We start from the raw sequence: 19,569 nt of genomic DNA on the forward strand, positions 1-19,569 counted from the left end.
TCAGTCGTCGAACCCGACGAAACGGACCGCGTCCCTGACGCTCTTGCGGTTCGATACCACCGCGTTGGCGGGGAAATCTGCTTCCGGCCAGCCCATCGCGACGCAGATCATGATCACCTGGTCGTCGGGGATTTGCGCATGCTCGCGCACCACCGGCGACTGCATGATGCCCTGGCTGTTGATCACGCAGCCCAATCCGCGCGACCAGGCGGCGTTGACGAGGGCGTTGGTCACCGCGCCGCAGTCGAATGGCGCGATGTCGCTGCCGAGGAGGACGCGGTCGTAGGTGACGACGATGCTGACCGGCGCGTCGAACTGGCGGAAGCCGCGCAGCACCCAGTCCTGCCGCGCGTCCTTGTTCTCGCGCGCGATGCCCATCGCGCCGAACAGCTGCTTGGCGATCTCGATCTGGCGCGCGCGATGGTCGTCGGCGATGCCGTCGAAGCGGCGGAATTCGCGGCTGTCGGGCTTGCCGGCGAGGATGCCCTCGGTATTGCCGCGGCGGATCGCATCGAGCGCCTCGCCGGTGACGACCGAGAAATTCCAGCACTGGTTGTTGAACGACGAGGGCGCGCGCATCGCGACCTCGATAATCTCGGCGATCAGCGCTTTCGGAACGGGCTTGTCGAGGAAGCCGCGGATCGAACGGCGGCCTGTTACGACTTCGTCAAACGTCTGCACGGTCGCTCCCGTGCGACGATGCTGCCTGAAGCTCGGTGAGGGCGATCCATTCGGGGTCGTCGAACGCCCGGAATTCGAGCGGGAACGCTTCCTTGCCCGCCAGCACCCGGTTGAAATTGACCATGAATTCGGACGTGTCGGGCGTATAGAAGCGCCATTCGCGAACGCCGTCTTCGGTCACGGCGGCAACGCCGGAGCCCCAATGTTTCTCATAATCGGCGGCATCCAGAACGGCGTCCTCAAGCTCGGTCATCCGGTCCAGCGTGTCGCCGTCGGGGAGCGCACCCGTGCCCGCATCGGCATATTGCCAGCGGATGATGACGAGGTTCGAAAACAGCGCGCGGTCCGCGCTCGACGGCATCCCGCTGCGATAGCGCGTCAGGATGGGGCCGTTCGGACCCATGCCCTGGGCCACGGCCCAATCGTCCGCCGGGAAAATGCCGAAGTCGCTCACGCGGCCTTGCGGAGTTCCAGACGATCCCAGATTTCGGCGAGCGCCTGCGTCAGCTCGCGCATCATCGCCTCGTCGTGCGCCGGGCCCGGCGTGAAGCGCAGCCGTTCGGTGCCGCGCGGCACGGTCGGGAAATTGATCGGCTGCACATAGACGCCATATTCGGCGAGCAGGATGTCGCTGATCTTCTTCGCGCGCACCGGATCGCCGACCATCAGCGGCACGATGTGCGTCGTCGAATCCATCACCGGCAGGCCGGCGTCGCGGAAGCATTGCTTGAGGTAGGCGGCATTGGCCTGCTGCGCCTCGCGCTCGACGCTCGACGCTTTCAGGTGGCGCACGCTGGCGAGCACGCCGGCGACGAGCACCGGCGACAGGCTGGTGGTGAAGATGAAGCCCGGCGCATAGCTGCGGATCACGTCGATGATATTCTTGTCGGCGGCGATATAGCCGCCCATCACGCCGAACGCCTTGCCGAGCGTGCCCTCGATGATCGTCACGCGGTGCGCCGCCTCGTCGCGGTCGGTGATGCCGCCGCCGCGCGGGCCGTACATGCCGACGGCATGGACTTCGTCGCAATAGGTCAGCGCGTTATATTTTTCGGCGAGGTCGCAGATCGCGTGGATCGGGGCGACGTCGCCGTCCATCGAATAGACGCTTTCGAAGGCGATCAGCTTGGCCGCTTCGGGATCGTCCTCGGCCATCAATTCTTCGAGATGGGCGAGGTCGTTGTGGCGCCACACGCGCTTTTCGCAGCCCGAATTGCGGATGCCCGCGATCATCGAGGCGTGGTTCAGCTCGTCCGAATAGATGATGCAGTTCGGCAGCAATTTGCCCAGCGTGCCGAGCGTCGCCTCGTTCGAGATATAGCCCGAGGTGAAGAGCAGCGCGCCTTCCTTGCCGTGCAGGTCGGCGAGTTCGGCTTCGAGGTCGACATGATAATGGGTGTTGCCACCGATATTGCGCGTGCCGCCCGAGCCGGCGCCGACGTCGTGCAGCGCCTCTTCCATCGCGGCGACGACCTTGGGGTGCTGGCCCATCGCGAGATAGTCGTTCGAGCACCAGACGGTGATCGGCTTCGGCCCGTTGTGGCCGGCGAAGCAGCGCGCGTTCGGGTAGGCGCCCTTGTTGCGCAGGATGTCGATGAAGACGCGGTAGCGTCCCTCTTCGTGCAACCGATCGATGGCGCGTGCGAAAATATCGTTATAGTTCACGTCTCAGCCCCGCAGTCAGGTGCCAGCACCGCTCCCTCCGGGCGGCTATTAACATGCGCGCCAATAACCCCGGATGCCGCCGAAAGCCAGTGCGAACGATTCGCAATTTGTGCGGCAAATCAGCCTGATCGAGCCGCTAGATCAGCTCGATCCGGTCGAGGCCATAGGGTGCGAGCGCCGACAGCGGCGGCGGGCGGTCGTCGCTGCGCGTGAACACCGCGATCCCCGGCGCGGCGGTGGCGGGCCAGGGCTGGCCGTCGGTGAGATCCGCGATGCGGCGCGCAATGCCTTCGGCGCCGTCGATCAGCCGGACGTGCGGACCGACCTCGGCCTGCAGTTCGTCGGCGAGCAGCGGGAAATGGGTGCAGGCGAGGACGATGACGTCGAGCTTGTCGCCGCCGGGTTGTCCGGTGAGCCCCGCGATCGCGCGCGCGATGACCGCGGGATCGACCGCTTCGCCGCGCAGCTTCGCCTCGGCGCCGGTGACGAGGCCGGGGCTGCCGTGGCGGAGCACCGTCTTGCCGGCGGCGAAGCGCGCCGAAAGATCGTCGACATAGGGCTGGCGCACCGTCGCTTCGGTGCCGAGCACGCCGATCACGCCGGTCCGCGTCAGTTCGGCGGCGGGCTTGATCGCGGGGACGGTGCCGACGATCGGCAGGTCGAGCGCGGCGCGGACATGCGTGAGTGCGATCGTCGAGGCGGTGTTGCACGCGATCACCGCGAGCCGCGGCTGGTAGCGCTCGACGAGGCGGCCGAGCAATGCGGGGACGCGCGCGGCGAGCTCGGCCTCGCTCTTCTGGCCATAGGGCAGCCCGGCATAGTCGGCGGCGTAGACGATCGGCGCGGTCGGCAGCAGCGCGCGCGTCGGGCCGAGCACGGTGAGGCCGCCGAGACCGGAGTCGAAGAAGAGGATGGGGGCGTCGGGCGCGGGGGAGGACATGGCGGGGGCGTTAGCAGGCGAGCGGAAAGCGCTCAATCGTCCCTGTCATAAGAGACCCCTTCAATTCGTCGTCACCCTGAACCTGTTTCAGGGTCCATGGTCTGTGCGTGCCTGATGCGCTGCATTTGCTGCGTCGTCCGGCCATGGATGCTGAAGCAAGTTCAGCATGACGAAGGAGGATAAGGGTCCGTTCTGACCGCTTCCTTGTTCGAATCCATTGCTTGGCCGCGCCAACATCGCCACAGTGAACCCGGACGAGGTTGGGGAGCATCATGACCATCTATCTGCTGATCGTCGCGGGCTATCTGCTCGGCTCGATCCCGTTCGGGGTGATCCTGACGCGCGCGTTCGGGGCGGGCGACCTGCGCCAGATCGGATCGGGCAATATCGGCGCGACCAATGTGCTGCGTACCGGGCGCAAGGGGCTGGCGGCGGCGACGCTGATCCTCGACGGCGCGAAGGGCGCGGTCGCGGTGCTGCTGGCGCGGCATTTCGTGCCCGGGCTGGGCGAGGACGGCGCGATGGTCGCGGGCGCCGCGGCGATGATCGGCCATTGCTACCCCGTCTGGCTGAAGTTCAGGGGCGGCAAGGGGGTCGCGACGCTGCTCGGCCTGTCGCTCGCGCTCGCCTGGCCGATCGGCTTGATCTTCGCCCTGGTGTGGATCGGCACCGTGCTCGTCCTGCGCATCTCGTCGCTCGGCGGGATGATAGGGGCGGTCGCGGCGCCCGTCGCGGCGCTGCTGATGGGCTATCAGACCTATGCCATCGGCCTCGCCGGGCTCGCGGTCATCGTGCTGTGGCGCCACCGCGAGAATATCGCGCGGCTGCGCGCGGGCACCGAGCCGCGCGTCGGCGCGAAAAAGGACGCGCCGGGAGAAAGTACGGGCGAGTGAGTGACGCCGAGCGGCTGGCGCGGCTGCGGCTGATCCGCACGCCGCATGTCGGCCCGGTGAGTTGGCACCAGCTGATGCTGCGCTTCGGATCGGGCGAGGCCGCGCTCGCGGCGCTGCCCGATCTCGTCGGGCGCGGCGGCGGCAGGCTGCGCGTCGCGCCCGCCGATCTTGCCGAGCGTGAAATCGCGCGCGTCGCGCAGCTTGGCGCGCGGCACATGTTCAGCGACGATCCCGATTATTCGCCGCTGCTGCGCGAGGTCGAGGGGGCGCCGCCGGTGCTGATCGTGCGCGGCGATGCGGCGATGCTGCGGCGCCCGTGCGTTGCGATCGTTGGCGCGCGCAACGCCTCGGCCGTCGCGTGCCGCTTCGCGCGGCAGATGGCCGCCGAGCTGGCGGGGCAGGGCGTGACCGTGGTCAGCGGGCTCGCGCGCGGGGTCGACACCGCGGCGCATATCGGCGCGCTCGCCGGCGCGACCGCGGCGGTGATCGGCAGCGGGATCGACATCACCTTTCCGCCTGAAAATGCGGCGCTCCAGGAAAAGATCGCGACCGACCAGTTGCTCATCGCCGAACAGCCGCCGGGCACCGAGCCGCTGGCGCGCCATTTCCCGGCGCGCAACCGGATCATCGCCGGGCTGTCGCACGGAACCCTGGTGATCGAGGCGGCGCCGAAATCGGGCTCGCTGATCACCGCACGGCGTGCGGGCGATTATGGGCGCGAGGTGATGGCGGTGCCGGGCTCGCCGCTCGACCCGCGCGCGCAGGGCTGCAACCTGCTGATCCGCGAGGGCGCAACGCTGGTCCAGACGATCGACGACGTGCTCGAAGCGCTGGGGCCGATCGACGCGCGGATGGTGCGTGAGCCCGCGCGCGGCTTTGCGCCGGTGCCCCCGGTCGCCGAGGCCGGCGAGGGCGATCGCGGCCGTATCGCCGGATTGCTGGGACCCACCCCGGTCGCGGTGGACGAGCTCGTTCGCCAGTCGGGCTGCGCCGCGGCGACGGTGCAGCTGGTGCTGCTCGAAATGGAGCTGGCGGGGCGCATCGAACGCCACGCGGGGGCCCGAATTTCGCTGCTGTGACCGCGTGCATAGCGTTGGCCCCCAAATAATTTCACGGCTTATCGCGGTTCAGCCACGGTTCAGCGGCTGGGGCCGAGGTTGATGATATTGTATCACATGGCCGGGGAGTTTGATGATGCGCAGCCGATTTCTGACCGGAACGACGATGATCGCGGTGCTGGCGACGGGGCTGGCGCCGACGCCGCTCTCGATCGCCGCGGCGCGGACGCCCGCGCAGGGCTTCTGCCGCAACGCCGACCCGCTGCCCCGGCTCGACGCCGAGCAGCAGGTCCGCCAGCAGCAAAATGGCGGCTATGCCAGGGGCGCGGCCAAGCGCGAGCGTGGCGAAAGCCGTGCCATGGCGGTCGACGCCGCGTCGCCGCCGATGGCACCCCCGCCGCCCGCACCGCCGCCGCCACCTCCGCCGCCTGCACCCGTCTATGAGAGCGAAAGCGGCTCCGACGCCATTGCCGTCACGGGCGCGCGCGCCGATGGCGCTTTGTCGGCCAGCAAGAGCGCCGACTATGCGCCCGCCGCGGCACCGCCGGCTCCGGGATCCTCGTCCGACTATGTCGACCGGCGCATGCCGCCGCGCCCCTATCCGCAGCCGCAGCCGCAATCGGGCATCCTTACCGCGGGCGAGCATGACGATCTGCTCAACCCGGAATTGTACGCGGCTTATGTCAATCGCAGCAGCTTGGGCCAGGACGTCCGCGCGCTGCCGCGCGTCGACACGACGCGCGTCGTGACGGTCAAGGTCAGCGACCGCAACGGCCAGCCGGTGCCCTTCGCCGACGTGAAGCTGACGTGCAGCGACGGCAACAGCATCACCATGGCGACGCAGGCCGACGGCAGCGCGGTCTTCTTCCCCGGGCTCGACCGGCTGAGCGAGCGTGTCACCGTGTCGGCGACCAAGGCTGGACGGCCGATCGCGACCGCGCGGCCGCTGTTCGTCGTCGACGCGCCGGGCGGGCAGACCGTCGGGCTCACCGCGAACCAGCTCGCGGCCAAGGCGACCAAGCTCGACCTGATGCTCGTGGTCGACACGACGGGCAGCATGGGCGACGAGATCCGCTTCCTGCAGGCCGAGATGCGCTCGATCATATCGTCGATCACCGCGAAGCACCGCGACCTCGACATCCGCGTCGGCTTCGTCTTCTACCGCGACCTCGGCGACGAATATGTCACGCGCACCGTGACCTTCGACCGCGACATCGCCCGCGCACAAGGCGCGCTCGCGGCGCAATATGCGACCGGCGGCGGCGACTATCCCGAGGCGATGGATCAGGCGCTGATCCGCGCGGTGGCGCAGGAATGGCGTCCCGACGCCGTGAAATCGATGCTGCTCGTCGCCGACGCGCCGCCGCACGGCGAGCTGTTCGGACGGACCTGGCAGGCGGCCGAGGCGGCGCGCGCCAAGCGCATCCATATCACGCCGGTTGCTGCATCGGGGGTCGCCGACGAGGCCGAATATGCGATGCGCGCGATGGCTGCGGCGACCCAGTCGCGCTATTTGTTCCTGACCGACGACAGCGGGGTCGGCAATCCGCACGCGCCGCCGGCGATCGACTGCTACCTCGTCACGCGCCTCGACGCGCTCGTCCGCCGCGTGGTCGACAGCCAGATCAGCGGTCGCCGCATCGAACCCGACGACAATGAGGTGATCCGCAGCGTCGGCAAATATGACGCCGGCAAATGCGTGCTCCCCGCCGACTTCCGCTGGCAGGATCAAGGCTAATCCTCGGTTAGCCAAACCATTGACACGCCCCTGCATCTGACCGATGCAGGGCCCACGGGTCGCCTCGTATCGCTCTCTCGCCGGCTAGTGGGTCTGTCGGCTGAGGGCCGGAGGAAGACCCATGAAAAAATTGCTGTCGGCCATCGCCATCGCCGCGATGCTGCTCCAGCCCGTCCACACCATCGCCAAGGAAAAGGAGCCGGTGAAGATCGCCGGCCCGGCGAATGCCAAGGGCGTCACGCAAGTCGCGATCGGCGCGTTCAATATCGGCTTCATCTTCGAATCGACCGACCGCACCGCGAGCAGCGGCGGGCTGATGGGGGCGTTCGGCGGGACCACCAAGGCGCAGAGCGAACTCGTCGGGGTAACGCCCGAGATGATGCAGGCGGTGACCGACGCCGCCTATGCCGACTTCGTGACGCAGCTGACCGCGAGCGGCTATAGCGTGCAGGCGCCGACCGATCTCTTCGGCCATACGACGCTGGCGAAAACCAAGTCGCAGGACATGCCGCTCGACATCAACATCGCGCTCGAAAAGGGCAGCAAGGGCAAGGCGACCTATTACAAGCCGTCGGCCTTGCCCTCGCTGCTGATGATCCCCGGCGACTTCATGGGATCGGGGCTCAGCAGCATGGGCATGAACATGCAGGCCGGACAGGCGAGCATCGCGCTCACCAACTATGCGAAAGCGGCCAATATCGGGGTGGTGAACGTCGTCTATCTGATCGACTTTTCGCAGCAGAAGCGCCCCGGTGCCTTCAGCTTCGGCGGGCTGCAGGTGAACAGCGCGCTCTCGGTCAGCGCCGATTATTCGCGCGTCACGCTGATCGCGCCCAACGGCAAGCAGGCGGTGATCACCGTCAAGGCGCCCGTCGCGGTCGAAGGCGAGTTCGTCGAGAAGAGCGACGCGTCGAGCGGCGGCGACAAGGCGATGCAATCGGCCGCCAATGTCGCGGGCGGGGTCGCCGCGGTGTTCGGCTTCGGAGGGCTCAAGTTCGGCAAGACGCGCAAATTCGCCTTCACCGCGAAGCCCGGCAATTATGAGGAAGGCGCGGCGAAGGCGGCCAGCCTGACGAGCGCGATGTTGATCGGACGGCTGGCGCCGCTGCGCTGAGGCGCGCGGCGGATCATCACCGTAGCCCTGAGCCTGTCGAGGGCGCCTCACTGAGAAGCGCCCTTCGACAAGCTCAGGGCTATGATATGGTCTGCCCGGCGAGTCCGAAACTCCTTGACGGGACGCCGCGACCCCCGCCACCCTCGCGCGTACGTACGTAAGAGTTTTCGGGGAATCCGTTTTTCATGCAATTGGTCATTGTCGAATCGCCCGCCAAGGCGAAGACGATCGAGAAATATCTCGGTCGCGATTTCAAGGTATTGGCATCCTATGGTCATGTTCGCGACCTGCCGCCCAAGGACGGGTCGGTCGATCCCGACGACGGCTTCGCGATGCAGTGGCTGCTCTATCCCGACAAGGCGAAGCGGATGAAGGAGATATCCGACGCCGCCAAGACCGCTGACCGCCTGATCCTCGCCACCGACCCCGATCGCGAGGGCGAGGCGATCAGCTGGCATGTTCAGGAATTGCTACGCAGCAAAAAGGCGCTGCCCGCCAAGGTCGACCGCGTGACCTTCAACGCGATCACCAAGCAGGCGGTGACCGACGCGATGGCGGCGCCGCGCGAGTTGGATACCGACCTGATCGACGCCTATCGCGCGCGCCGCGCGCTCGACTATCTGGTCGGTTTCACCCTGTCGCCGGTGCTGTGGCGCAAGCTGCCCGGCGCCAAGTCGGCGGGGCGCGTCCAGTCGGTGTCGCTGCGCCTGATCGTCGAGCGCGAGCGCGAGATCGAGGCGTTCGTCGCGCAGCAATATTGGTCAGTCACCGGGCTGTTCGAAATGTCCGGAACGCCGTTCCGGGCAAGGCTGTCGCGCTGGCGCGGCGACAAGATCGAGCGGCTGACGATCACCAGCGAGGCCGACGCGCGCGCCGCCGAGGCCGATGTGAAGGCGGGCCATTTCACCGTCGACACGGTCGAGACCAAGCCGCTGACGCGCAACCCGCCGCCGCCGTTCACGACATCGACGCTGCAGCAGGAAGCGGCGCGCAAGCTCGGCTTCTCGGCGAGCCACACGATGCGTATCGCGCAGGGACTCTACGAGGACGGCGCGATCACTTACATGCGGACCGACGGCGTCCAGATGGATCACAGCGCGATCAGCGCCGCGCGCAAGGCGATCGCGACGCGCTACGACGGCGGCTATGTCCCCGACCAGCCGCGGCAGTATCAGACCAAGGCCAAGAATGCGCAGGAAGCGCATGAGGCGATCCGTCCGACCGACTTTTCGAAGGACAAGGCCGGCAGCGGCGACCATGGCCGGCTCTACGAGCTGATCTGGAAGCGCGCGATGGCGAGTCAGATGGCCTCGGCGCGGCTCGAACGCACCAGCATCGATCTGAGCGACGGCACCGGCAAGACGGTGCTCCGCGCGACCGGGCAGGTCGTGAAATTCCCGGGCTTCCTCGCGCTCTACGACGAGGGCCGCGACGAAAGTAGTTCTCCCTCCCGGGAGGGGGCCGAGGACGAGGACGCGCGCCTGCTGCCCGCGATGAGCAAGGGCGACGCCCCGGCGAAGACCGGGGTCGAGGTCGAGAAGCACGAGACCCAGCCGCCGCCGCGCTATTCGGAAGCAAGCCTGGTCAAGAAGATGGAAGAGCTCGGCATCGGGCGCCCGTCGACCTATGCGTCGATCCTGCAGGTGCTCAAGGACCGCGCCTATGTGACGGTCGAGAAGAACCGGTTCATTCCCGAGGAGAGCGGGCGGCTGCTGACGGCGTTCCTCGAGCGCTTCTTCGAACGTTATGTCGGCTACGACTTCACCGCGGGGCTCGAGGAAGAGCTCGACGACGTGTCGGGCGGCCGCGCGCAGTGGCAGGCGGTGCTCGACCGTTTCTGGCGCGATTTCAAGCCGCGCACCGGCGAGGTGATGGAGCAGAAGCCGTCGGAGATCACCGCGGCGCTCGACGAATTCCTCGGCCCCTATCTCTTCCCCGACAAGGGCGACGGCACCGACCCGCGGCTTTGCCCGAATTGCGGCACCGGCAAGCTGGCGCTGCGCGGCGGCAAGTTCGGGCCGTTCATCGCGTGCAGCAACTATCCCGACTGCAAGTTCACGCGCAAATTCGCGCAGCCGGGCGGCAGCGACGGCGCCGACACCGGACCCGAAGCGCTCGGCACCGATCCCGAGAGCGGGCTCGAAGTCACGAAGCGCAGCGGGCGCTTCGGGCCCTATATCCAACTCGGCGAGGGCAAAGAGGCGAAGCGCTCGTCGATCCCCAAGGATATCCCGGGCGAGGATTTCGACCTCGACTATGCGATCCGGCTCCTGAACCTGCCGCGCGAGGTCGGGACGCATCCCGAAAGCGGCAAGACCATCATGGCGGGGCTCGGGCGCTACGGCCCCTATCTGCTCCACGACGGCAAATATGCCAAGCTGACGGGCACCGCCGAAATCTTCGACATCGGGATGAACGCCGCGGTGGTGCGCATCGCCGAGGCGGCGAACGGCGGCGGGCGTGGCGCGCGCGCCAAGGTCGAGCCGCTCAAGACCTTCGGCGCGCATCCGACCAGCGGCGGCGACATGAAGCTGATGGCGGGGCGCTTCGGTCCCTATGTCACCGACGGCACGACCAACGCGACCCTGCCCAAGTCGATGGAACCCGACGCGCTGACCGAGGAGGAAGCGATCGCGCTGATCGACGCGCGCGCGGCGAAGGGACCCGCGAAGGGCAAGAAGAAGGCGGCGCCGAAAAAGGTCGCGGCGAAGAAGCCGGCGGCGAAAAAGACGCCCGCGAAGAAGAAAGCCGCGGCGAAGGAATAAGCACCGGAAGGTGCACGCGAAAGCCCCTCCCCTTCAGGGGAGGGGTTGGGGTGGGGGCCCGCGGCCTTGCGCAAGGTTTCGGGCCCCCACCCGCTGCGACTAGGCAGCAAGCTGCAAGTCTCGCTGCCCTCCCCTAAAGGGGAGGGATGGTTTGATATCAGGCGGCGGGTCCGCCTAAGGCCGCTGCTCGTTCCACGCCGTGCCGCTGACCTGTTGGCCGTCGAACGTCCCGCTCGCGGTCGCCAGCCCTTCGTAGACATAGCTGCCGTACGCCAGGAATGCCTGATCATCGACCGGGGTCGTCACCGCGATCGATGCGCTGAAATCGGGGATGCCGACCTGGAAATCGAGGAAGAAGACCTGCCCGCTCGGCGCGGTCCAAGTGCGCGTGCCCGGCGTCATTATGCAGTCGCGGACAAAATAGGTCGTGCCGTCGGGAAACTGGATCGTCGCGTTCGAGGGATAGCTCTGCCCCGCTTGCGGCGGATTGTCTCCGGTCAGCGTCATATAGTGCGAGATATGCACCCCGTTATCGAGCTGCATGTCCTGCAGATACCAGAGCACCGGCTGCGCCGACGACCCGAACAACCCATATTCATGGTCCATCCACGTCTGGCCGCTGACTTCGAAAACCTCGCCGCCGAGCGCGATGGTGCCCGACGCCTGGAGCCGGGTGAAGCTGTAATAATAATTGTTCGCGGTCACCGACCCGCCGTCGTTCGGCGGCGTGGGATTGCAGCCGGTGCCCCACACGATCAGCGGCGGACCCTGCTGCGCCATGACGAGGTCGAAGAGGATCGTGGTGCCCGTGGCCTCGTCCTGCAGCGCGGCCTTCACCGTCATGTTGCTCGGGTCGGCCTGCGGCGCGGTCATCCAGATCCAGTCATGCTCGAGCTCGGGATTGCCGAGCCGGACGTACCAGTCCTTGCTGGGGTCGGTTTCGGCCCATTCGCCAGCCGTTTGCGGCGCGGTCTTCTGGTAATGGCGCTGGTTCGCGACGTCGGTCAGCATCACCTCGGTAAAGGCGGCGGGCGCGAAGCTCGCGGCGTTGATCTCGAAACCGAAGACGCGGTCGCCCGCGACCAGCGTGCCGGTGTGCCACCACCATTCGGTCGGCGCGTCGGCGTGGCAATATTGGTCCTGCGGCAGCTTGATCAGCACTTCGGACGGCGGCACGGGAACGGGTCCGGAATCTTTCGGCGTCATGTCTTGTCTCCCCCTGGAATGGCGCAGAGACTATCATGGCTTGCCAATAAGTCAGACGGTTATTTGGGAATGGCGGGAATATATTATGCTTTATTCGATGGAAGCCAAATAATGCTGCCATAATGGCAATATCATGCGCACAATAGTGGCTGGAAGCCGGTGCGCGCTCGCCATATCCGCCGGGTGCGACCCGTGCTATTGTGCCGCCAACAGGGAGGTGTTCGATGCGCTATTTGCTGCTCCTGCTGGCTCTTGCCATCGCCGCGCCCGCGGCCGCCCAGGCACAACAGGCGGGCAGCCTGATCGCCGCCGATCCGATGACCGATACGCCGCCGGGGGTGCAGGCGTGGCGCATCCAATATTGGACGACGAACGGCAGCGGCGCGCCGTTGCGCGTCACCGGCATCGTCGCCGCGCCGCGCGAGGCGATCCCGCCGCGTCCGCGCCGCGTGATCGCCTGGACGCACGGTGCCTGGGGCGTCGCCGAAAAATGCGCGCCGTCGCTCAGCAGCAATTTCTTCCCGGCCTCGGCAGGCGTCGAGCCCGCGGTGCGCCAGGGCTATGTCGTCGTCGCGCCCGACTATATCGGGCTCGCCAGTCCGACAATGCACCCCTTCCTGATCGGCGACGATACCTCGCACGCGGTGCTCGACGGGGTGCGCGCCGCGCGCGGCATTCCCGGCGCGGCGGCGGGCAACGGCTTTGCGGTCTGGGGCGAGTCGCAGGGCGGCCATGCCGCGCTGTGGACCGCGACCAACGCGCGGCGTTACGCCCCCGACCTGACGCTGGTGGGCGCCGCCGCCGCCGCCCCGCCGACCGATCTAGCGGCGAACCTGCGCGAGGGCAGCGACAAGAATGCGCGCGCGCTGCTGCTCTCCTTCGCGCTCCACAGCTGGTCGACGCTCTACGGCTATTCGATGGACGGGATCGTCAACAAGACCAATGCGGGGATCGTCCACCGGCTGGCCGAGAATAATTGCGTCAGCCTGGAAAAGAAGCCGAAGCTCGGCACGATCCTCGGCATCTTGACCGTCGCGCGCGCGACGCGGACCAAGGATATCGGCCAGATCGAGCCGTGGAAATCGCTCGCCCGCGCCAACAGCGTCGATCCCGCGCGCGTGCCCGGGCCGCTGCTGATCGCGCAGGGCGACAGGGATACGATCGTCGCGCCTGCGGTGACGCGCAAATTCGCGAAAGCCGTCTGCCGCAATCGCACGAAGCTGCGCTGGATCGAGATGCGCGGCACCGAACATGGCGCGAGCGCGAAGGACAGCGTGACCGAGACGCTGAGCTGGATCGGCGCGCGCTTCGACGGCCAGCCCCCGCCCGACGATTGCCGGCGGGTCTGACGCCGCGTTCCCTATTCGAAGATTTTTGGATCGACCGGCGCTTTTCCGGTCAGCCAGGCGACGGCATCGGCGCGAAACAGGCAGATGATCGAGGCGGCCGTCAGCAAGGTCGAAATCAGCGACAGGGCGAGCAGGGTGCCCGTGAAACCCTGCGGGTCGGCGAGCGAGACCAGGGTCGAGATCACCCCGAAGCCCATCCAGACGACATAGATCCAGCGCACGATATTGCTGGCCCGCCGCGCGATGCCGAACCACAGGCCCACGGGGATCGCGAGAACGAAGGCCAGCATGAACAGGATGCTGGTCATGCTGTACGACGTCCCGGATTTTTCCAGCACGGCCTGCATGTCGGACCATGCGAGCCAGGTGGTGATCAGACCCACGACCAGCGACGCCCAGAAGAGGCGCTCGAAATGCACGATCGACGGCGGACGGTGCATCATCTGTCTCCTCAATCGACCCAGTCGAGCCCCATGTCGCGATAGACGCCGCGGTCCTCGTCCCAGTTCGCCTTGACCTTGACGTGCAGGAACAGATGGACCTTACGCCCGAGCAATTCGGTCAGCTCGGCGCGTGCGCGACTGCCGATTTCCTTGATCCGCTCGCCCTTGTGGCCGAGGATGATCGCGCGCTGGTTGTCGCGCGCCACCAGAATCTGCTGGTGGATTTCGGCGCTGCCGTCCTTGCGGTTCGCGAATTTCTCGGTCTCGACGGTCGACTGATAGGGCAGCTCTTCGTGGAGCTGGCGATAGAGTTGCTCGCGCGTAATCTCGGCCGCCAGCATGCGTTCGGGCGCGTCGCTGACCTCGTCCTCGGGGAAATGCCACGGCCCCTCGGGCATCAGCTTCGCGAGATGCGCCTTCAGTTCGGCGACGCCGTCGCCGCTGCTGGCCGAGATGAAATAGGTTTCGTCGAACGCGACCTTGGCATTGAGTTCGGTCGCGATCGTCAGCAGCTTGTCCTTCTTGGTCAGGTCGACCTTGTTGAGGATCAGATATTTCTTCTCGGGCCGGTTCGCGATGCCCTCGAGCACGCGCTCGACGCGGCCGGAGAGCTTCGCGGCGGCGTCGACCATCACCAATATCGCTTCGGCCTCCTCGAGGCTGCTCCAGGCTGCCGCGACCATCGCGCGGTCGAGGCGGCGGGTCGGCGCGAAGATGCCCGGCGTGTCGATCAGGACGATCTGCACCTCGCCCTCCATCGCGACGCCCATCAGCCGGGTGCGCGTGGTCTGTGCCTTGGGACTGACGATCGCGACCTTCTGGCCGACGAGCGCGTTGACGAGGGTCGACTTGCCCGCATTGGGCGCGCCGACGACGGCGACAAAACCGCAACGCTGGGTCATTTTTTATCTTCCTGTGTCAAAATTTCGAGCATGGCGGTCGCCGCGGCCTTTTCGGCGGCCTGCTTCGACGCGCCTTCGCCTGTTGCTTCGGCGAGCTTGCCGACGGTCACGCCGACGTGGAAGCGCGGCGCATGGTCGGGGCCGTCGCGGCGGATCAGGCGATATTCGGGGGGCTTGCGGCCCTTTGCCGCGGCCCATTCCTGCAGCGCGGCCTTGGGGTGCTTGGGCGCTGCGACCTGGCCGTCGATCATCTTGCCCCATTTGGCGACGATGAAGGCGCGCGCGGCCTCGTCGCCGAGGTCGAGCCACAGCGCGCCGATCAGCGCCTCGAGCGCGTCGGCGGCGATGTTGTCGCTATACCGCCCGCCGTCGCCGATCGCCTGGACGCCGAAGCGGACATAAGCATTGAGGTCGAGCTCCTGCGCGATCCGCGCGCAGGTTTCGCCCGAGGCGAGCGCGTGGAGCCGCGACGAAAGTTCGCCCTCGGCGGCCTTCGGAAAGCGGCGGAAGAGTTCGGACGCGATCACCAGCCCGAGCACGCGGTCGCCGAGGAATTCGAGCCGCTGATAGTCGCCGGCACCGCTGCTGCCGTGGGTCAGCGCCTCATGATAGAGGGCGAGGTCGCTTGGGCGCGCGCCGGTGAGGGCTGCGATCGTGGCGGCGGAGGGCCGCTCGGTCAAAAGCCATCCCCGATGCGGCTCCAGCGCGCCGCGGTGAACCAGCTGATCGGGTTGAGCCAGCTCGCCGAGCCATCGGTCGAGAACATGCCGACCAGCGCCTTGCCGACCAGATTTTCTTGCGGAACGAGCCCGATGCCCTGGTTTTCGATCGCCGGGAAGCGGCTGTCGGCGCTGCGGTCGCGGTTGTCGCCCATCAGGAACAGATGCCCCTCGGGCACCGTCTTCAGCGTCGTATTGTCCTCGGCGATGGTGGTGATGTCGAGGATCGCATAGCTTTTGCCGTTCGGCAGCGTTTCCCTGAACTGCTTGTAGCGGCACTGGCGCTGGCCGTCGGCGCCGACTTCCTCGAACACGCGCTGGAAACAGGGGCGGAGGTCGGCATCGGCGGGCACCGGAAAGCCCTGCTTGCGATATTCGTCGCGCGCGGCCTCGAGCATGTTCGGGGTCACCGGGATCACGAAATCCGCCATCGCCTCGCGCGGCAGCGGCTTGCCGTTGAGCCAGACGATGCCGTCGACCACCTGTACCGTGTCGCCGGGGAGGCCGATCACGCGCTTGATATAGTCGTTGTCGTTGACCGGTGGCGCCTTGAACACGACGACATCGCCGCGCTCGGGGGTTTTGGCGAACAGGCGCCCGGGGATCAGCGGCACGCTGAACGGCAGGCTGTATTTCGAATAGCCATAGGCCATTTTGTTGACGAGCAGATAGTCGCCGATCAGCAGTCGTGGCTGCATCGATTCCGAGGGAATGTTGAACGGCGACAGGAAAAAGCTGCGAAAGACGATCACCGCGACCACCAGCCACGCGAGGAAGCGCACGGTGTCGATCGCTTCTTCCTTGGCGCTCATCGGCGCGGGGGCAGGGGCGGGGGAGGGCGTCGCGGGGCCGGCGGGGGGCGGCGTATCGGCGGTCAGGCTGGCGTCGGTCATGGCGCGCATTTGGCGGTGAATAGGTTTTCGCGCAAGCAAATATCGGCGGATCGCACTGGCGCGCGCGCGGCGGCGCGCCTAGAGAAAGCCGCTCGTTCAGTCCGAAGGGAAGCGCAGACATGACCATCGCCGACCAAGCCTGGCAGGCGCTCGCCGGCTGGCAGCCGCAGACGCTGACCGACCTCGTCGCCGCCGATCCCGAGGCGCGGCTGCAGGCGCTGGTGCGCAGTGTCGCCGACATCCGTTTCGACTTCGCCAAGACGCATCTCGACGATGCGGTGATCGCCATCCTCTCGGACCTCGCCGAAGCGCAGGACTTTGCCGAGCGCCGCAAGACGCTGTTCGCCGGCGGTATTGCCAACCCGACCGAGGAGCGCGCCGCCGAACATAGCGCCGAACGCGGCGATGGCGCGCCCGAGTCCGTCCACCGCGCGCAGGCCTTCCACCAGCGGATGCGGATGATGATCGACGCGATCGAGGCGGGAGCGTTCGGCGAGATCCGGCATCTGCTCCACATCGGCATCGGCGGTTCGGCGCTCGGCCCCGACCTGCTCGTCGATGCGCTCGGCCGCCACGGCTCGCGCTATGATGTGGCAGTAGTCTCGAACGTCGACGGTGCCGCGCTCGCCGAGGCTTTCGCCAAATTCGACCCCGCCTGCACGCTGATCGCGGTCGCGTCGAAGACCTTCACCACGACCGAAACCTTGCTCAACGCCGCGTCGGCGCTGCAATGGCTCGAGGAGGCGGGGGTGCCCGATCCCTATGGCCGCGTCATCGCGCTGACCGCGATGCCCGAACGCGCGATGGAATGGGGCGTCGACGAGACGCGCATCCTGCCCTTCGCGGAATCGGTCGGGGGGCGCTATTCGCTGTGGTCGTCGATCGGCTTTCCCGCCGCGCTGGCGCTCGGCTGGGACGCCTTCGCCGACATGCTCGAGGGCGCGGCCGAGATGGACCGGCATTTCCGGCTGGCCGACGGCGCCGACAATGTCGCGCTGCTCGCCGCCTTCGCCGATCAGCTCTACACCAACCGCCTCGGCTGCCAGACGCGCGCGGTTTTCGCCTATGACGAACGCCTGCGCCTGCTCCCCGCCTATCTACAGCAGCTCGAGATGGAATCGAACGGCAAGTCGGTGACGCTGGACGGCGCCCCGCTCGGCCGGACGAGCGCGGCGATCACCTGGGGCGGGGTGGGGACCGATGCGCAGCATGCGGTGTTCCAATTGCTCCACCAGGGCACGCATCTGACCCCGGTCGAGTTCGTCGTCGCGCGCGAGCCCGACCATCTGCTCGACGAGGCGCATCACGAAACGCTCGTCGCCAATTGCATCGCGCAGGGCGCGGCGCTGATGGCGGGGCGGACGAGCGAGGACGGCGCGCGCCATTATCCGGGCGACCGGCCGTCGACGACGATCCTGCTGGGTCAGGTCACCCCGCGCAGCCTGGGCGCGCTGATCGCCTTCTACGAGCACCGCGTCTTCGCCAATGCGGTGCTGCTCGGTATCAACCCCTTCGACCAGTTCGGGGTCGAGCTTGGCAAGGAAATGGCCAAGGGCCTCGCCGAAGGCACGGTCGCGTTCGACGCCGCGACGCAGGCGCTGATGGCCGCGGCGCTGGGGGAGTGAGGCCCGCTCGCTGGCCCTCAACGCAAAATTCGATTGGCAAGCCGCCGCGGCGTAACCACATAGGCGGCCGCTGCGAATGCTTGGCGGTGCACTTCAGGGGTCTTCCATGAGCGATTTCGACTATGATCTTTTCGTCATCGGCGCCGGGTCGGGCGGGGTGCGGGCATCGCGCATCGCGGCCTCGCACGGCGCGCGCGTCGCGGTGGCGGAGGAGCATCGGGTCGGCGGCACCTGCGTCATCCGCGGCTGCGTGCCCAAGAAGCTGCTCGTTTACGGCGCGCATTTCGCCGAGGATCTCCACGACGCGCGCAAGTTCGGCTGGGACGTGCCCGAGTGCCGGTTCAACTGGGACGTGCTGCGCGACAATGTGCTGGCGGAGGTCGACCGGCTCGAAGGCCTTTATGGCCAGACGCTCGACAACCACAAGGTCACCGTGTTCAAGACGCGCGCGACGATCGTCGGGCCGCAGAAGGTGCGGCTCGCCGACGGCACCGAGCTGTCCGCTGGGCGCATCCTGATCGCGACCGGCGGCTGGCCGCACGTCCCCGAATTCCCGGGCAGCGAATATGCGATCACCTCGAACGAGGTCTTCCACCTCGAAACGCTGCCCAAGCGCATCATCATCGCGGGCGGCGGCTATATCGCCAACGAGTTCGCGGGCATCTTCAACGAATTCGGCAGCAAGGTGACGATCGTCAACCGCGGCGACACGATTCTGCGCGGCTATGACGAACAGATCCGCGACCGGCTGCTGCAGATTTCGATGACCAAGGGCATCGAGTTCAAGTTCAACGCGCCCTTCCAGTCGATCGAAAAGAATGAAGACGGCACGCTGACCGTCATGCTCGAAGGCTGCGATCCGATCCAGGCCGATGCGGTGCTGGTCGCCGCCGGCCGCGTCCCCAACACCAAGGGCATCGGTCTCGAAGACGTCGGCGTCGAGCTCGACGAGCATGGTGCGATCAAGGTCGGCGACGACAACCAGTCGTCGGTGCCGAGCATCTACGCCGTCGGCGACGTCACCAACCGGATCCAGCTGACCCCCGTCGCGATCCGCGAGGGGCAGGCGTTCGCGGACTCGGTGTTCGGTGGCAAGCCGACCGTCGTCGACTATGCCAATGTGCCGAGCGCGGTGTTCAGCCACCCGCCGATCGGCGCGGTAGGGATGACCGAGGCCGAGGCGCGCAACAAGCTGGGCAACATCCGCGTCTACACCAGCGATTTCCGCGCGATGAAGAATGTCCTCGCGGGCCGCAACGAGCGCGCGCTGTACAAGATGGTCGTCAACGCCGCGACCGACCAGGTCGTGGGGCTGCACATGATTGGCCCCGATGCGCCCGAGATTTTGCAGGCCGCGGCGGTTGCGGTGAAGGCGGGGCTGACCAAGGCCGATTTCGACAACACCGTCGCGCTGCACCCGAGCATGGCCGAGGAACTGGTGCTGCTGAAATAGCGAGCGCACCCCAATTCCGTTCGTGCTGAGCTTGTCGAAGCACCGTTCTTCTTATCCAACTCGCAGAGAAAGAACGGCCCTTCGACAAGCTCAGGGCGAACGGTTTTTTATTGGCCCACGATGCT

17 protein-coding genes are annotated in these 19,569 nt (G+C 67.0%); 8 read left to right on the plus strand and 9 right to left on the minus strand.

The genetic code is table 11. From position 1 onward, the window contains the following. The 4 genes from AC1RNQ_RS10975 to murI all read right to left on the minus strand — a co-directional run bounded on the left by AC1RNQ_RS10975 (position 1) and on the right by murI (position 3,286). Complete coding sequence (locus tag AC1RNQ_RS10975; protein WP_493171172.1) at positions 1 to 681, minus strand: nitroreductase; 681 nt, start codon at positions 679 to 681, stop codon at positions 1 to 3. Next, positions 668 to 1,096, minus strand: a complete 429-nt coding sequence (locus AC1RNQ_RS10980) for a DUF695 domain-containing protein (protein WP_493171173.1) — start codon at positions 1,094 to 1,096, stop codon at positions 668 to 670. Before AC1RNQ_RS10980 ends, AC1RNQ_RS10975 begins: the two co-directional genes overlap by 14 nt. A gap of 35 nt (positions 1,097 to 1,131) precedes the next feature. Continuing rightward, on the minus strand, positions 1,132 to 2,346 hold the full coding sequence (gene hemA / locus AC1RNQ_RS10985) for a 5-aminolevulinate synthase (RefSeq protein ID WP_493171174.1): 1,215 nt from the start codon (positions 2,344 to 2,346) through the stop codon (positions 1,132 to 1,134). A 136-nt stretch (positions 2,347 to 2,482) separates the two neighbouring features. After that, the gene (gene murI, locus AC1RNQ_RS10990) at positions 2,483 to 3,286 is read right to left on the minus strand and encodes a glutamate racemase (RefSeq protein WP_493171175.1); all 804 of its coding nucleotides are present in this window, start codon (positions 3,284 to 3,286) and stop codon (positions 2,483 to 2,485) included. A gap of 272 nt (positions 3,287 to 3,558) precedes the next feature. Here murI and plsY point away from each other — a divergent pair, with 272 nt between their 5' ends. From plsY to topA, 5 genes are all read left to right on the plus strand, one after another. Next, positions 3,559 to 4,179, plus strand: coding sequence for a glycerol-3-phosphate 1-O-acyltransferase PlsY (gene plsY / locus AC1RNQ_RS10995; RefSeq protein WP_493171176.1), 621 nt, complete (start codon positions 3,559 to 3,561; stop codon positions 4,177 to 4,179). After that, on the plus strand, positions 4,176 to 5,258 hold the full coding sequence (dprA, locus tag AC1RNQ_RS11000; RefSeq protein WP_493171177.1) for a DNA-processing protein DprA: 1,083 nt from the start codon (positions 4,176 to 4,178) through the stop codon (positions 5,256 to 5,258). Before plsY ends, dprA begins: the two co-directional genes overlap by 4 nt. A 115-nt stretch (positions 5,259 to 5,373) precedes the next feature. Further along, positions 5,374 to 6,975: a vWA domain-containing protein gene (locus tag AC1RNQ_RS11005; protein ID WP_493171178.1), complete on the plus strand. Its 1,602-nt coding sequence runs from the start codon at positions 5,374 to 5,376 to the stop codon at positions 6,973 to 6,975. Positions 6,976 to 7,096: 121 nt separating this feature from the next. After that, positions 7,097 to 8,089 carry a hypothetical protein gene (locus tag AC1RNQ_RS11010; RefSeq protein WP_493171179.1) on the plus strand — a complete coding sequence of 331 codons (993 nt, stop codon included), beginning with the start codon at positions 7,097 to 7,099 and terminating at the stop codon, positions 8,087 to 8,089. Positions 8,090 to 8,274: 185 nt separating this feature from the next. Continuing rightward, the gene (topA, locus tag AC1RNQ_RS11015) at positions 8,275 to 10,854 is read left to right on the plus strand and encodes a type I DNA topoisomerase (protein WP_493171180.1); all 2,580 of its coding nucleotides are present in this window, start codon (positions 8,275 to 8,277) and stop codon (positions 10,852 to 10,854) included. 174 nt (positions 10,855 to 11,028) lie between these two features. Here topA and AC1RNQ_RS11020 read toward each other — a convergent pair whose 3' ends face one another. Further along, the gene (locus tag AC1RNQ_RS11020) at positions 11,029 to 12,060 is read right to left on the minus strand and encodes a lipocalin-like domain-containing protein (protein WP_493171181.1); all 1,032 of its coding nucleotides are present in this window, start codon (positions 12,058 to 12,060) and stop codon (positions 11,029 to 11,031) included. A gap of 224 nt (positions 12,061 to 12,284) precedes the next feature. Between AC1RNQ_RS11020 and AC1RNQ_RS11025 the strand changes: the two genes are divergently transcribed. Next, a complete protein-coding gene (locus tag AC1RNQ_RS11025) occupies positions 12,285 to 13,409 on the plus strand; it encodes a lipase family protein (RefSeq protein ID WP_493171182.1) in 1,125 nt (374 codons plus the stop codon). Between the two features lie 11 nt (positions 13,410 to 13,420). On the opposite strand, the gene AC1RNQ_RS11030 is transcribed toward AC1RNQ_RS11025, so the two are convergent. From AC1RNQ_RS11030 to lepB, 4 genes are read right to left on the minus strand one after another with little or no spacing between them, the layout of a single operon-like run. Further along, positions 13,421 to 13,852: a hypothetical protein gene (locus AC1RNQ_RS11030; protein ID WP_493171183.1), complete on the minus strand. Its 432-nt coding sequence runs from the start codon at positions 13,850 to 13,852 to the stop codon at positions 13,421 to 13,423. A gap of 8 nt (positions 13,853 to 13,860) precedes the next feature. Further along, positions 13,861 to 14,754, minus strand: a complete 894-nt coding sequence (era, locus tag AC1RNQ_RS11035; protein ID WP_493171184.1) for a GTPase Era — start codon at positions 14,752 to 14,754, stop codon at positions 13,861 to 13,863. Next, positions 14,751 to 15,434 carry a ribonuclease III gene (rnc, locus tag AC1RNQ_RS11040; protein WP_493171185.1) on the minus strand — a complete coding sequence of 228 codons (684 nt, stop codon included), beginning with the start codon at positions 15,432 to 15,434 and terminating at the stop codon, positions 14,751 to 14,753. Before rnc ends, era begins: the two co-directional genes overlap by 4 nt. Continuing rightward, positions 15,431 to 16,285: a signal peptidase I gene (gene lepB / locus AC1RNQ_RS11045; protein WP_493171367.1), complete on the minus strand. Its 855-nt coding sequence runs from the start codon at positions 16,283 to 16,285 to the stop codon at positions 15,431 to 15,433. The genes rnc and lepB overlap by 4 nt, the downstream gene beginning before the upstream one ends. 200 nt (positions 16,286 to 16,485) lie before the next feature. On the opposite strand from lepB, the gene pgi reads away from it, so the two are divergent. Then, positions 16,486 to 17,991 carry a glucose-6-phosphate isomerase gene (gene pgi / locus AC1RNQ_RS11050; RefSeq protein WP_493171186.1) on the plus strand — a complete coding sequence of 502 codons (1,506 nt, stop codon included), beginning with the start codon at positions 16,486 to 16,488 and terminating at the stop codon, positions 17,989 to 17,991. 106 nt (positions 17,992 to 18,097) lie between these two features. Next, the gene (gor, locus tag AC1RNQ_RS11055; protein ID WP_493171187.1) at positions 18,098 to 19,444 is read left to right on the plus strand and encodes a glutathione-disulfide reductase; all 1,347 of its coding nucleotides are present in this window, start codon (positions 18,098 to 18,100) and stop codon (positions 19,442 to 19,444) included. Positions 19,445 to 19,569: the final 125 nt, after the last annotated feature.

It is taken from the genome of Sphingopyxis sp. GW821-FHT12F08 (genome assembly GCF_058806755.1).

What these genes read in the sequence shown, in the direction of transcription:
- plsY (WP_493171176.1), top strand. Translation starts at nt 3,559, where the DNA reads ATGACCATCTATCTGCTGATCGTCGCGGGCTATCTGCTCGGCTCGATC.
- AC1RNQ_RS11020 (WP_493171181.1), bottom strand. Translation starts at nt 12,060, where the DNA reads ATGACGCCGAAAGATTCCGGACCCGTTCCCGTGCCGCCGTCCGAAGTG.
- AC1RNQ_RS11005 (WP_493171178.1), top strand. Translation starts at nt 5,374, where the DNA reads ATGCGCAGCCGATTTCTGACCGGAACGACGATGATCGCGGTGCTGGCG.
- era (WP_493171184.1), bottom strand. Translation starts at nt 14,754, where the DNA reads ATGACCCAGCGTTGCGGTTTTGTCGCCGTCGTCGGCGCGCCCAATGCG.
- pgi (WP_493171186.1), top strand. Translation starts at nt 16,486, where the DNA reads ATGACCATCGCCGACCAAGCCTGGCAGGCGCTCGCCGGCTGGCAGCCG.
- topA (WP_493171180.1), top strand. Translation starts at nt 8,275, where the DNA reads ATGCAATTGGTCATTGTCGAATCGCCCGCCAAGGCGAAGACGATCGAG.
- AC1RNQ_RS11025 (WP_493171182.1), top strand. Translation starts at nt 12,285, where the DNA reads ATGCGCTATTTGCTGCTCCTGCTGGCTCTTGCCATCGCCGCGCCCGCG.
- murI (WP_493171175.1), bottom strand. Translation starts at nt 3,286, where the DNA reads ATGTCCTCCCCCGCGCCCGACGCCCCCATCCTCTTCTTCGACTCCGGT.
- AC1RNQ_RS11010 (WP_493171179.1), top strand. Translation starts at nt 7,097, where the DNA reads ATGAAAAAATTGCTGTCGGCCATCGCCATCGCCGCGATGCTGCTCCAG.
- lepB (WP_493171367.1), bottom strand. Translation starts at nt 16,285, where the DNA reads ATGAGCGCCAAGGAAGAAGCGATCGACACCGTGCGCTTCCTCGCGTGG.
- AC1RNQ_RS11030 (WP_493171183.1), bottom strand. Translation starts at nt 13,852, where the DNA reads ATGATGCACCGTCCGCCGTCGATCGTGCATTTCGAGCGCCTCTTCTGG.
- gor (WP_493171187.1), top strand. Translation starts at nt 18,098, where the DNA reads ATGAGCGATTTCGACTATGATCTTTTCGTCATCGGCGCCGGGTCGGGC.